This window comes from Paraburkholderia sp. EG287B (genome assembly GCF_040965595.1).
Classification (GTDB): Bacteria; Pseudomonadota; Gammaproteobacteria; order Burkholderiales; family Burkholderiaceae; genus Paraburkholderia.
The window spans coordinates 34,824-48,522 of record NZ_JBFRCG010000038.1 but is presented as its reverse complement, the minus strand read 5'-3'; the positions used below and the strand labels follow the sequence as shown (position 1 = coordinate 48,522).

Annotated in this window: 6 protein-coding genes and 7 pseudogenes; 6 read left to right on the top strand and 7 right to left on the bottom strand. The window is 56.4% G+C overall.

Annotated features, from left to right (window positions below; all coding sequences use genetic code 11):
* Positions 1-129: pseudogene (locus AB4Y40_RS40670) on the top strand (IS5/IS1182 family transposase); the annotation flags it as partial.
* A gap of 207 nt (positions 130-336) precedes the next feature.
* On the opposite strand, the gene AB4Y40_RS40665 reads toward AB4Y40_RS40670, so the two are convergent.
* The 3 genes from AB4Y40_RS40665 to AB4Y40_RS40655 all read right to left on the bottom strand — a co-directional run bounded on the left by AB4Y40_RS40665 (position 337) and on the right by AB4Y40_RS40655 (position 4,727).
* Entirely contained in the window at positions 337-1,434 is a 1,098-nt protein-coding gene (locus AB4Y40_RS40665) for an OpgC domain-containing protein (RefSeq protein WP_368692661.1), read from the bottom strand.
* 311 nt (positions 1,435-1,745) lie between these two features.
* Entirely contained in the window at positions 1,746-3,032 is a 1,287-nt protein-coding gene (locus AB4Y40_RS40660) for a cytochrome P450 (protein ID WP_368692660.1), read from the bottom strand.
* A gap of 528 nt (positions 3,033-3,560) precedes the next feature.
* Positions 3,561-4,727 (bottom strand): porin, encoded by a 1,167-nt coding sequence (locus AB4Y40_RS40655; RefSeq protein WP_368692659.1) that lies wholly within the window; start codon positions 4,725-4,727, stop codon positions 3,561-3,563.
* Between the two features lie 932 nt (positions 4,728-5,659).
* Here AB4Y40_RS40655 and AB4Y40_RS40650 point away from each other — a divergent pair.
* Positions 5,660-5,859 (top strand): annotated as a pseudogene (locus tag AB4Y40_RS40650) (transposase); the annotation flags it as partial.
* 146 nt (positions 5,860-6,005) lie between these two features.
* Here the strand turns inward: AB4Y40_RS40650 and AB4Y40_RS40645 are convergent.
* Positions 6,006-6,137, bottom strand: a pseudogene (locus AB4Y40_RS40645) (transposase); the annotation flags it as partial.
* 112 nt (positions 6,138-6,249) lie between these two features.
* On the opposite strand from AB4Y40_RS40645, the pseudogene AB4Y40_RS40640 reads away from it, so the two are divergent.
* A pseudogene (locus tag AB4Y40_RS40640) lies at positions 6,250-6,801 on the top strand (transposase); the annotation flags it as partial.
* A 473-nt stretch (positions 6,802-7,274) separates the two neighbouring features.
* Here the strand turns inward: AB4Y40_RS40640 and gspD are convergent.
* A complete protein-coding gene (gene gspD, locus AB4Y40_RS40635; protein ID WP_368692658.1) occupies positions 7,275-9,464 on the bottom strand; it encodes a type II secretion system secretin GspD in 2,190 nt (729 codons plus the stop codon).
* Positions 9,465-10,287: 823 nt separating this feature from the next.
* Here gspD and AB4Y40_RS40630 point away from each other — a divergent pair.
* A pseudogene (locus tag AB4Y40_RS40630) lies at positions 10,288-11,417 on the top strand (IS3 family transposase).
* Between the two features lie 127 nt (positions 11,418-11,544).
* On the opposite strand, the pseudogene AB4Y40_RS40625 reads toward AB4Y40_RS40630, so the two are convergent.
* Positions 11,545-11,706 (bottom strand): annotated as a pseudogene (locus AB4Y40_RS40625) (nitrogenase-stabilizing/protective protein NifW); the annotation flags it as partial.
* Positions 11,703-11,975 (bottom strand): annotated as a pseudogene (locus AB4Y40_RS40620) (IS630 family transposase); the annotation flags it as partial. The pseudogenes AB4Y40_RS40625 and AB4Y40_RS40620, both read right to left, overlap by 4 nt.
* A gap of 375 nt (positions 11,976-12,350) precedes the next feature.
* Between AB4Y40_RS40620 and AB4Y40_RS40615 the strand changes: the two are divergent.
* Both AB4Y40_RS40615 and AB4Y40_RS40610 read left to right on the top strand, forming a co-directional pair.
* The gene (locus AB4Y40_RS40615) at positions 12,351-12,608 is read left to right on the top strand and encodes a hypothetical protein (RefSeq protein WP_368692657.1); all 258 of its coding nucleotides are present in this window, start codon (positions 12,351-12,353) and stop codon (positions 12,606-12,608) included.
* A 447-nt stretch (positions 12,609-13,055) separates the two neighbouring features.
* On the top strand, positions 13,056-13,676 hold the full coding sequence (locus tag AB4Y40_RS40610) for a carbonic anhydrase (RefSeq protein ID WP_368692656.1): 621 nt from the start codon (positions 13,056-13,058) through the stop codon (positions 13,674-13,676).
* Positions 13,677-13,699: the final 23 nt, after the last annotated feature.

Genomic DNA, 13,699 nt, shown 5'->3' with positions numbered 1-13,699 from the left:
TTTCGTCGTCTTCGCATTCGCTTTGAGCGTCGAGCCGACATTCACGAGGCATTCCTTAAACTTGGTTGCTCGCTCGTCTGCTGGAACATCTTCAGACGTGCCGAGCAGTCTTTTGGAAACGGTCTCTAAAAAAGACCTTAACTGAACGGCATTACCCTTAATGCCGCGGCTTTCCGACATGGCATCAACGTTTAGTGCAAAGTGAGCCACATCACCCCCGAGCCGTGCGCGGGGCTTCTGCGAGGAGAATCAGCGAAGCATTATTCAGTCCCAGCTCAAACTCAAGAGCCGCAAGGAACCGGCTTTGCGCATGATGCTATCCGACGGCTAATGGGTCTACAGGCGGAGCCTTTTCCTCAAGCGTGTCGTCTGCGCGCGGGCCGGCAGGCTCGCGAGTGAGGCAACGGCAAATACGGACAGGATTGCCACTGCGTCCGCAGCGAGACCCAGCGACACGTCATGCTGGCCGCCGGTTGTCCTGGCCAACACGGCATCGGCGCTCAGCGAAACTACGGTGCCGGCGACGAAGCACGGCAGGCTCCTGCGGCCGATCGCTCCGACCCACGGTGCCCTGTCAGCAGCGTGTCGTATCCAGCCACGGCGGACGAGATCGGCGACCAGCCACGCCAGCGCGATGAAATTCACCGCGCGCGGCCATTCGAGGTCCCGCTTCATGATGCCCGGCGTTGAGGGCTCGATCCTGAGCTTGTAATAGGCACCAGAGGCGATGATCGCGATCGCTGCAAGCCACGCGATCCAGCCGAAGCGCGCGGAATTGATGTGTTGATAAACGGGCTGACAGCGCGCGAGTGCGCCGAGCACAAATACCAGTTGCCAGGCGAACGGGTTGAAATCCCATCGGTTGTTCGGTGCGGCGGGAAGATACCAATATAAAGTTCCCGCGACCACCCAGAGCCCAAACGATAGCGCTACAAGTAGCCACGGGCGCTCGCGCGCGAGCGGTACCATCACCGGTGCTGCCAGCGCGAAGAGTACGTACATCGGCAGCACCGACGCAAGATATGGTTGACGGCGTAACAGCACGATATCGCACAGCACCGTTGCCGGCGACGCAATCAATTGCTGCAGATCGCGTGCCGTTTGCGGCGTTTCGATGTGGAACGCGCGCAAGACAGCGCTCGCCAGCAGCAGTAAGCCAGCCGTGAAAAGAAATGCCCGATAGATCACCCACGCTCGTTTGACAAACCACCTACGCGCGGCCGCTTTGTCACGGTACGCTGCCAGAGCCGTCCACGCGGTCGCTGTCGAGTAGCCCGCGAGAAACACAAACACTTCAGCAGCGTCGCAAAGTGCATACGTGTGCAACGTAATGTGCGACACGACGCTGCCGCTGACGTGATCGACGACAATGATCAGCAATGCGAGACCGCGGAGAAAATCGAGTTCTGGAAGCCGGGAGGTCGATGAATGCATGGAGTATGGATGGTGCGAGGGTGGAGCACTCACGGGCTGAGCGCTCGGGTGCAAACAGAAAGCATGGAGGAAATTTCATTACAGAATGGATTCGCCATCATGAAGAGAGAACGAGCTGCCACACTGCTGCCGACGTAGTGTCTTGGAGGCTGAATTTTGCCCCCTAATATGCCCAATATCATTGGGCTTTGCGAACCGCATCAGCTGGCATCTGGCCGGCCGGCGCAGGGCTTCGCTCTTGCTAGCCGCGCAAATATTTCTTCGACCACGTAGACATGAAGTCTTCTATGCGCGTAATATTGCGGGTTGTGTTATTGCAACATGCAGCGAACGGGAAGGTGTTTCGGTCCACAAACGAAGTTTGACTCCATGTATTCGATCTCACCCACTAGCTCAGCGCGTTGCAATCTCGGAATCAGCTCATCGAACAGAATCCGCATCTCCATGTGCGCGAGATGTTGACCAAGGCATACGTGGCCGCCGACACCGAAGGCGATATGTGGGTTGGGTCTGCGATCAATATTGAATGTGAATGGCGAAGGGAAGACTTCTTCGTCGCGATTAGCCGAGCCATAGCACAACATCAGCCAATCTCCCTTGCGAATTTTTCGACCTCGGATATTAGTGTCGGCAGTCGCTGTACGCATGAAATGATGAACCGGCGATGCGAATCTAAGGCATTCATCGATAAACTGTGGAATGAGCGATCGATTTGCCTGAAGCTGTGGTAGCAACTCCTTAAAGCGGCACAATGCCCACATTGCGACCGACGTGGACGACGACACTGTATGATGTCCTGCGGCAGCGATAATTACGTAATAGCCGAGGCGGGTTACGTCATCGATAGGCTGCCCATTGATGACCGCGTTGGCTAGCAAAGTCGCGACATCATTGCGCGGGTCCTTCCGGCGCGCTTCGTTTAAGCTTTCGAAGTACTCCCTGAAGTCGTCAACTACAGACAGGAGCGCCTTGCCCGTCGCGCTGCTCGCGTCGCCTTGGCGCAACGTGTCGCGTGTGTATTCGGCGTCCTCACTCCCGAACATCTCGTAAGTTAGTGCATGTATGCGAGGAAAATCCTCCTGAGGGACGCCGAGAATATCCATGATTACGTGCAGTGGGTACTGCGACGCGAATGTGCCTGAAAAATCGATCACCTTTCCGTTGTGTTGCTGCAGCTTCTCGACCATCGTACGGGCTAGCGATCTAATACGGTCTTCAAGCTTGAGAATACTGTTCGGCATGAACCAGGATTGAGTCAGCGCGCGTAAACTTTTGTGTTCTTCGCCGTCGATGTGCACGAGCGATCGAACAATGTTCGGCGAACCGGTCGCGGACATAATATGCTCGATCGATGCTTTAGGGCGACACACGACAGAATAATCTCCATTGTGGAATAGAGAATTATTCCGTGAGATCATAGAGACGTCGGCGTGTTTTGTAATCACCCAAAACGGGTCATGCCCGTCAGCCGTCGCTCTCCCGACGGGGTTGTTTGCGCGTGCCCAACTATAAATTTCGTGGAGGCCATCGATGTCCGTGTGGGACTTCGGATCGACGATGCGGTTCGCTATTTCCCTTGGTAGGTAATATTTTTGCATTCTGTTGAAGTCCAGGTGAGGTTCGTGTTAGTGGACGCGCGGCACGAACAAGCGTCTACGCGCGCGATGATCCAGTCTGCTAACGTAGAGAGCTCCTTTCAGTTGATGCTTGCCGATCGATTTAACTCTATCGCAGGCGTGTGCTCCCTGTGGGTGGTGATTGGTGTGGTGGCTGTCCATTTGCGTCTGGCGTATCTAATTATAATATTATGATTTCTCATGTCATCCTTAATTCAGATCAACATTGTCCGTTGATATCGACGATATTACGGATACGCGGCGGAACGTATGAAAATTAATGCGCGAGTTGTAGTCTCCTGTCGAAGTAAAGATAATTAACTGGTGTGATGGTTTTCGCCAGCTTAACCAATAAGACGCAACGCCGCTCAGGATGTCAGGAACTTCAGAAAATTTAGTCACGGATCGAAAGTGGGGGCGCGACTCGCCAACGCTGGCAGCGTCAGTCGGGTCATTTGCGAGGATCGATCGGTGCTGTGAGTCGTTGCATTGCAGCATGTTTAGCTCTATTCAGAACTTTTGACGGATCGCGGCGCGAGCAAGGATCTGGCGATTGCTGGATGAGTCACCCACATTCGCGACGCTTGCAATAGCGGGGACCCCACGAGACGATGTTCCAGATGCTTGTTGCCAACCGATTTCGAAATAGACGTCGGTTCGCTTGGATAAAAAGTAGTCTGTTGAAATCGCTACTTGGTTGAAGTGCTGGTTTCCGAGTATATGTCCCGAAACGTCTTGAATGCCATTCGATTGCAAGTAGTCGTATGATGCTGCGACTGTCCACGCTTGGCTGAAACGATACATTATTCCGACATCGTAGTTGTTGAATATGACTGTTCCGTCCAGATGAGACAGGGCGAGATTCGCGTATTGAACATTAGAGAACGATGCTGCCACGATGACTGGGCCGATTGTGTAGTTGGATGCTACGACTACAGACTGGTACGCTTGGGCGGAGCCATATCCACTGTTGATAGCACCTTGAAGAGGAGAGATCCCATTCAAATAGGCAGTAAAAAATCCTGTGCCTGGCGCTGCAGTGGGGTTCTTAAAGTACTCGAATGCTGCCCCCAGTTTCAATGGCCCGTTCACGTAACCTGCACCTACCGAATAACCACTGGTAGATGTGAAGTTACCGGGAATACCACCAAAGCTGTACTCAATTCCGAAGCTCGCGCCGTAGATGTCGGGGCTCATGTATCGGACAGAATTATTCGGTCGAACCGTGTTGGACGCATTGTCCAGATCCCCTGGGTGTCCCGCCGGCGCGCCTCCGACCAGCGCTTCGGCAGTCAGCGGCTCGGGAAAGTAGAAGATCATGTCGTATTGACGTCCAAATGTCAGGCCGCCCCAATTGTCGCTTTTGATACCGATGAAGGCTTGACGACCAAATAGCAGGCCGCCCTGACCAGCCTTACCTTGATTTAGGTTTGCGCCTGACTCAAGGGTGAACGTTGCATGTAAACCGCCACTGAGAACCTCGCTTCCGGTCATGCCCCATCGACTTCCCATGAGGCCGCTAAGCGAGTCAAGCGAAATTCTCTTGCTATCAGCAACGTTGCTTTGGTACATGATGCCTTCGTCGAGAACACCGTAGAGATTCACAGTACTTTGTGCTTGAGCCAAGGATGACGCACCAAATAAAGCCAGAAATATCGACCTTTCCCAACCACGCATAGTTAGGTTTCTAGGGGGCGTGTGAGTGAGAAGCTCTATTTCGCTCGACGACATCTGTCTGCACTGCGCTGCGACGTGCTGCCACGATTGCGCCGAAGTTCGTGTGCTCCAAAATAGAGCGCTACAGCGGAAGAAAGCCACTGTATCGTTGATATGTGCAGTTGCCTCGTTGCATTTTTTGGAGATCATATCTGTGCGATTTAGCCTTTACTGTATGGCGTCCAAGATGTCAAACGGGTTGAGCGCGAGATCGCTTCACATTTCCAGAGCACAGATCGTGCCGACTCAGATTCGTCGGCGAAAAGGAGCCACCAGGCGCAGTGCGACGTCTTCAGGTGGATTGATATCCGATGAAGATTGTCGTGCGGACCGCCGATGTGCGACAGTCGTCATTTCGTTTGTGAGCATTTGGTCAATACGCGACAATTGACATGGGCTGAAGAGCCGTCTATTTGAACAAGAGCCCTCGTAAGAGATCGTGAAGCCGGTAGCGTCCTTGACTAGACGTGTAAAACGGGAGGCTTGTCACGAGTCGCGCTGAACAATTCGTCTCACGAGGGCGGCCGTCATGCCGCGAAGACCACCGGTGCTAAGGGTTGACATACCCCCGGAAGGCAGGGTGTGGGGACGAGGCCGTTGGAATTCCCACGATCTCAGGGCATCGCTCAGACGGTGGTCCAGCGATATCTGTATCGCTTGTGGTTTTACGACGATTCATGCGGCTATCGTCCTGGGCGGCCCGCGCATCAGGCGCCCGACGTGGGCCTGCAGCGCGGCCGGGGCTACGCTTGGGCGCTGGGCCTCGACATCAAGAAGTTCTTCGGTAGTATCGAACTGGGAAATCATAATGCGACAACGAGGCTGAGCAAGGCGAGGCCGGCAACCATCGCAACTGGACCAGGCGCTAGACGGTCAACATGGCAAATGGCGACCTGAATCTGAACATTCTGCGCGATCAGCGGGCGACGTTCGAGCTGCAATTGGTGGCAGTATCAGCGCGGGCGGCCCGGCGTCGACGATTACGTCATCAGCATGTACGCGCGCGGCATGAGCGTGCGCGAGGTTCTGGGCCACTTGCTGGAGTTGTACGAGTTCGAAGTTGTCGCCCGACTTGATTTCGGCCGTCACCGACGAAACGGTGACCTTGATCGCACTTTGATTTCGATTTGGCCATCCAGCATTGGAACGCGCTCTTCCATTCGAGTGAGCCCGAACGGCCTTTTTTCCAGGCGGTGTTATGCACTTTAATGCCCTTTTACCAAGTGCCGCAAAGTGGACGAGCATAAGCGAGGAGAACACGGCGAAGTGGAAGCCAGCCAAGGTTTCGGGCAATCGCTCGCTGTACCTGGCCAGCCGACGCAAGCGGTCGAGCCAGCCAAAGCTGCGTTCGACCACCCGGCGTCGGCCAACGCCACCTTGCCAGGTTGGCCCGTGGCCTGCTGAATCTGACAGGCGAGTTTCCCGACCTGCGCGCGTGTATATATTCGGATATATCGCTTCGATGGATTGCTGCTTACCCATCGATCCCGACTTTGAGACGAAGGCTGCCGATGTGATCGGGCTGTACTTAATCCGCTGTTGCATGCGGTGGTGTTCTGCGTGGACGAGAAGACGGCCATCCAGGCGCTGGATCGCAAGAACCGGATGTTGCCACTCTCGCCCGGGCGCGCCGAGAGCCATGGCTTTGAATAGAAGTGCAACGGCACCCTGAGCCTGTTCGCCGCAGTGAATGTAGCCACCGGTGAGGTGCTGGGTAAAACTGCGCCACGCGATACCGGCACCCAGTTTGTTGCATTCCTCACCGCGGTGGTATCGGTCCAGCCGCGCGGAAAAAAGATTCACGTGATCTGCGACAACGTGAGCAGCCACAAAACCGACGCCGTTCAAACATTTCTGGCTGACCATCCGAAAGTCTCGATACATTGCGCGTGGCGTATTCACCGGCACAAAGGATCTCGATAAAAAGCTCATGCGTTATATACGCCAGTACAACAAGAAGGCGCTCCCGTTGAAATGGAAGTACTCCGATCCATCGCGGCGAATCCGGTGCAATTCATCTGGTTCAATGGACTAGTTGCGCAACAACGCGACGAAATCGCCGCCTATGTTGAGCGGTTGGGTGTTACCACTTCTTTTTGCAACCCTGACCAAAGTTCCGGGAATCGGGGGCAGAACCGCCGCCAGACCCCCACCGAGGTCTTGCACTAACATGAGGTTAGGTAGGTCACGTAGCGACTTACGCTGGCGTCGCATCAGTTACCCGGCGTTCACGCTCATTTATCCGTGGCGAGCACCCGTCCAAGCGCTGCAACAAGGTGCTCGGCGCATTGCTTCTATCGGCCGCCGTGGTGTTTAGACACCTATCTCACGGCCTCTCCGCACGCAAAGTCCAGCACGGCAACGACAGAACCAAGCGCTCATCGCACTGGCGCGGCAACGCTACGACGTTCGGTTCGCCAAACTACGGGACCCTTTACGACCCCGAGTCAGCCCCTAACGCTTGAAGAACTGCATAGGCACCGACATGACAACAAAGCCATCGACCTACTAGCGACGCATCTTGTCGAGATCGAACAGATTCAGGGTTGACCCGCCCTGTCTTGGGCCTACCGGCTTCTGCGGCACCACCGGGTCGTCGTCGTCCTTCATCAAGTTGTTGACCTGCCGATACGCGGCCTGCACACCTTGAATATAGTCGTAGCGGTTTGACGTAATAGCCTGCGCCTTGTCCCGGTCGTCGATGATGACCGGACGCAGGAATATCATCAGATTCGTCTTCCCTCGGCGCTTCTGCTCCGAACGGAACAGCTGGCCGATCAACGGCACGTCGCCGAGCAGCGGCACCTTGCTGTTGCCGTTCGCGTACCTGTCTTGCATCAGGCCGCCGAGCACGATGATCTCGCCATCGTCGGCCAGCACAGTCGACTGCACCGAGCGCTTGATGATCGACACGCCGCCCTGATTGTCCGCCGAGGCCGAATCGACGGACGAGGCTTCGGAATAGATTTGCAGCTTTATGATGCCACCGTCGGTGATCTGCGGCTTCACGTACAACACAATACCGACATCCTGCCGATCGAAGGTGTTGAATGCGGTAACGGACGTCGCGGCATTCGCGGTCGGCGTGGCGTATGAACCCGTCACGAGAGGCACGTTCGAGCCAACGACGATCTTCGCCTCTTCGTTATTGAGTGCGATGAGGTTAGGTGTCGATAGGACGTTGGCATCGCTCGACTCCGACAGCGCCTGCAACAGGCCACCAAGACCGAACACGTCGCCGAAGCGGTGCAACAAGCCGACGTTTAGGCCGTTGTTCAGCAGGTTCGTGCCCTCCTTCGCGAGCGCTGCGGCCGGGTCGTCCGCGATGATGGCTCCCTGCGCGGTCAGGTTCACGATGCCCTGGCTTCCATTAGAATTGAAGTTGGAACTTCCGTAGAGACCGTTGTTTCGACCATTCGACAGCAGCGCACCCTGCCACTGGATGCCGAGATTCGCGTTTGTCGTCGCCGACAGTTCGACGATTAGCGCCTCGATATATATCTGCGCGCGGCGGACGTCAAGCTGATCGATCACGCTGCGCAGATTGCCGTAGACGGCGTCCGACGCGGTAGTGATCAACGAATTGGTCTCCGGATCGGCCTGAATCATCCAGCCGGGCTGATTCTCTTCAATGTCACCGCCTTCCTTTTCGCCAAGAAACGCCGCGTTGTTGCCTTGACTGTCGTTGTTGCCGCCGCCTGCAAGCCGATTGCTTCCCATCGACGAGAATGACGAACCGCCCTGAGAGCCGCCTGGCAGTGGCGGCAAGGCCGGTGTGCCCGTCGACGAGTCCATGTTTCCTTGGTTGAACGAGTTCGCGGCATTACCGCCCCTTCTGGACATCGAATCATGGCCGCCCTTGCCGAGCATGCCGCGCATGCCGCGCAGCGTCTTCGCAAGACGCACGGCATCCGCGCCCCGCAGCTGCACAACGTGGATGTTACCGGGACGCCCAGTTGCCGCATCGAGATGCTTCGCCAGAAACTTTGCCGCCGCGAGGCGCGCTGCGTTCGACGCACGCAGCAATAGCGCATTCGTGCGCGGATCAGCCTGCACCAAGACCTTCAGCGTCGCATCCGCATTTCCGATCGCCCCAGGGTCAAGCATCTTGGTCATCTGGGTCGCAACGTCGATCGAATTCGCGCTCTTCAGTTGTACTACCTGTACCTGCTGGCCGGCCGCAGAATCGACGCCCTCGATGATCTGCGCGATGCGGCGGACATTATCTGCATAGTCGGTGACGACGATCGTATTATTTGATGGATAAGCCGCAACCATATTACTCGGCGAAATGAGCGGACGCAGCACCGGCAGCAGGTTGTTCGCCGATTCGTTCCTAAGGCGGAAGATCTGAGTGACGACCTGATCGCCGTGTGCCGAAGGCGCATTTCCGATGTACGTCGGCACACCCTCCGCTTTCGCATCCGCTTCGGGCACGACCTTCAGCACACCGTGATCCTGCACCAGCGAGAAACCCTGCATTCGCAGCGCAGACTGCAGAGTTTTCAATGCTTTGTCCTCCGAAACAGGGCGCTCAGAGACGAGATTTTGCCGCCCTTCGACGCGCGGGTCCACAATGATCGTCTTCCCTGTCGCCGCGCCGATTGCCTTGGCGACCTGATCAATGCCGGCATCGACGAAATTGAGCGTCACATCTGCCCGAGCGGTATGGGCAGCAATCAATCCAGTCAGCAGCAACGCAGTTGCGCGGCGGGATCATGGCCGCCACATTACGGCGTGGCGACGATGTGCGGAGTCAAGAGGCCTTGGCAGACCATGGAACAGCGCGGCCATCGGCTCCATCATCACGGTGAGGCTGCTGAGCTGCTGAGCCGATTCCGATCACCACCAGTTCGGTGAACTGCGTCGTCACATATGCTGACCGTCGCTACGCAGACCACCCTGACGGGGACTGCTATTGCGAGACCGCCCTGGCACGCTCAGAACCGCTTCGAAGCAGACAGGGCCATCCTTGACAAGGCGCTACCGACAAGAAAGGTGGTAATCCAGCGCGGCCGTCGCATCCGTTCTCCTGCTCGCGAACATAAACGCATCCGAGGCGGCTGAGCACGCTCGTAACGGGCCGCGACAACTCGGCGCAACGCTGGAGTCAACAAATCGACGCTTCGATCAAGTGCAAACCCAGTGGCACCGCAATCAGCGTGGACGGCGTTCGACTCCGCACTCGCACCTAGCCCCGTAGCAACAACGCACGAATCGTAACAGCGCAAGTTCGTTTCGTATAAGCCGCTATTTCTTTTGGATGCATCAAGCTGATTTATGAGTCGCGGTTCCGCCGAAAGCGACCTCACGTTGGCAAGCGCGGCTGAGTTAAACGGGGGTTATGCTCTTTCGAGCAGACCTGATACCCTGGCGGGATGAAAAAAGCAGCCACTACTCAACCGATGTATCGGATGAAGAGTGATACTTCGCCGCTCCGTAGCTAGACTTCGGACAAGGTCGGTAAGTGGAACGGTCGGAGCCTGAGCTGGTCATAGGGACCACCAAGAGGAACCCAAAGATGGCAAAAAGAAGCCGCCGGTCGCATAGCCCGGCATTCAAGGCAAAGGTAGCGCTGGCAGCCCTGATGGGCGACAAGACGCCGGCAGAGCTGGCGCAGCAGTACGACGTTCATCCGAACCAGATTACGGACTGGAAGAAGCAGCTGCAGGAGCGCGTGTCGGAAGTGTTCGAGACGGGCAAGTCGACGACGGGTGAGCCACAAGTGGACGTCAAGGTGCTCCACACCACGCGAAGATCGGCCAGTTGACGCAGGAGAACGATTTTTTAAGCGGAGCGCTCAGCAAGGCGGGGCTGAGCGGAAAGCGATGATCGACCGTGCACACGCACTGCCGATTGCGCAACAGGCGCGACTTGCGGGGATCGCCAGATCAAGCGTCTACTACCAGCCTCAACCGGTCAGCAAGACGGAACTGAAACTAATGCGCCGCATCGACGAGCTGCATCTTGAGTTCCCGTTCGCGGGAGCGCGCATGCTGGCGCGTCTGCTACGGCGTGAAGGCATCAAGGTGGGACGCCGGCACGTCGGCACGCTGATGAAACGCATGGGCGCGAAGCGCTGTACTGCAGGCCGAACACGAGCCGCGACAAGCAGCACAAGATCTGGCCGTATCTGCTGCGAGGAATGACGATCAACCGTGCCAATCAGGTGTGGGCGCTCGACACCAGCTACATCCCGATGGCGCGGGGCTTCATGTATCTGACTGCTCTGGTGGACTGGGCCAGCCGAAAGGTATTGGCACATCGTGTGGCGATCACGCTGGAAGCGATCCATGCGGTCGAGGCGCTTGAAGAGGCATTCGCGAAATACGGCCAGCCTGAAATCGTCAACACCGACCAGGGCAGCCAGTTCACCGCGACCGCTTCTACAGACGCGGTTCTGGATCGCGGCATCAAACTGTCCATGGACGGCAAGGGAGCCTGGCGAGACAACGTGTTCGTCGAACCTGGCGAAGCGTCAAGTATGAGCAGGTGTACCTGAAGGCATACGAGTCGGTCAGCCACGCCCGGCGCTCTATCGGCGATTACATCAATCTGTACAACCAGAGACGACCTCATTCGAGTCTGGAAGACCGCACGCCGGATGAGGCATACTTCGCGACGCTGCCTGCGATTAAATCGGCAGCATGAACGCCCCGGTGGTTCCACTTAACAATCTTGGGACCCTGTCCGAACAAGCGAAGCCACCTCTGTGCATCAAGGGAGGAGTTGCATCGTGACGACTCATACAAGTACCAATATGATTCGCCCACCGACATCAATTGTTAGGCCGAACCGGCAGGGATTCAAGCAGGCTATCAAGTGAGATATGCCGCTTTCCGTCTGCTTCCTGAAGAACCTTGAACACCTTTTGCTCAGCGGGCGTGGAGATGACAAAGTCGTTGTACGCAATCAGCAGAAGATTTCGATATGCTGTGTAATCAGGCCGAACCAGCGTTCAACCTGATTCAACCAGCTTGAGTAGGTCGGCGTGAAGTGCATGTGGTAGCGCGTATGCCTGGCCAGCCATGCCCCGACCTTCGGATGCTTGTGTGTTGCATAGTTGTCGACGATCAGATGCACATCGAGATCGGCAGGCACTGCCTGGTCCACATGCCTGAGAAACGCCAGGAATTCCTGATGTCGGTGGCGCGACTTACATTGCGCAATGACTTCACCCGTTGCCGTATTGAGCGCGGCGAACAAAGTAGCCCTTTATCGACGCGGACTCATCGCACCGCCACCGCAAGATGCACCGAACTTCGTTGCGCACATCCAATAATCAGAACCAGCCGAGCGCAAATAATGCCACGCGGTAAGCGAGACTACTGAGAAGTAGACCATCAAATTAATTTATGTCTGTGCTTATATTGATCGGCGTAGGTCTGTTTTCTGCATTTTATCAATGAAGCACAGTCGGTATAAGAGATGCGCGCAAATCTATGCGCCTACGGAGCCAACGCATGGTTTCGTTCAAACAAGGGACGGGGTAGCCTAACGTATTTGACGACACAATTGCGACACGATGACTCATCTAGAATAGCCAATAGACTAAATTCTGTTATGTAAACCTTAATGACTGGAATGAAATGCATCGCAATTTTCATCAAGCTCAACACCAGTTGTCGGCGCAAAACACTGCATGTGATCGCCATCATGGAAGAATCTTCTGCCGGGACGATGGCAAATGGCAGTCGGCACGGCGTTAGCGCCGACCAAGTTTTAGCTGGCAAGGAACCTCGCGAAGACACCTGGCCGCTAGCACAAGCTGCTGAGCCAGTCCTGCCGGCATTGGTGTTCTCGGCCGCCATCACGACCTCTCCAGTTGTAACACGCCGTTAGCAAGGGGACGCTGGAGAAGAAACTCCTAGCGTGGGTGATCGGAGAGGACGTTCGAAATACTTGTTCCGACGCTCACGCATACTGCCACGGAACGACCCCGTTCGACCGACTGGCTGAATGGCCAGCGCGTCGCCGTGGTAGATGATGCCAGGGGATATCAAGACCACTCCATCGGATCAGGGCAAGGTGCGGAGAACGTTTCCTGCGCAGTGGCCCGGTCTCCAGCTCCAGAGAGGTCACTGGCCGAATTTCGCTATTTAGGAGCACCCCTCCTAGGGTATCCCGGCGGCGGCCGAGTGCACTGGGTGGGTTGATTGACTGAAGGCCGCGAAGGCCGCGCCACGTATTGGCGTCGTCCGGGTTCATTTTGGAATGACCCATTTTTTTGATAGAAGGCTATTCCGCAAGCATTGATCGAAGCCAACGAACTGATTGGAGTCTCGACTCGTGAATCTTCCAAAACGCATGCTCGTCGCCAATGTCGCGTGGGCCCAGGAAATCGGACGGCGCGAACCAAACTTGTTTCGCGCGCTAGCCATTGGGCAGAAACCGCAAGTGCTCTGGATTGGCTGCTCAGATAGCCGCGTGCCCGTCGAAACCATCACCCACTGCGCGCCGGGGGATCTATTCGTTCATCGCAACATCGCTAACCTTTTTCATCTTGATGACGACAACACCATGAGTGTGCTCGAATATGCGGTGTGTGAGCTGCGGGTCGCGCACATCATTGTCTGTGGGCATTACGGATGTGGGGGCGTGCGCGCCTCGCTACTTCCGCCAGCCGATGCCTTGCCGCACTTCAACCGCCACATCAGGCCGCTTTGCGCACTCGCACACACGCATCACGCGGCGCTCGCTCGCCTGCCATCGGAAGAGGCACGCATCAACCGGCTCGTCGAACTTAATGTACTCGAACAGGTACGCCTGCTGCGCGAGCATCCGCTCGTGCGTGGGCGTGCACCCTCTCCCCTTGTGCACGGCTGGATCTTTTCACTGAACGACGGCCAGATGCGCGAACTCGTGTCGGGCTACGGGCCTGAAACAAGGAAGGCAATCGCCCCCTTCTGACCCGCTCCAGATCGCTCCGCTTA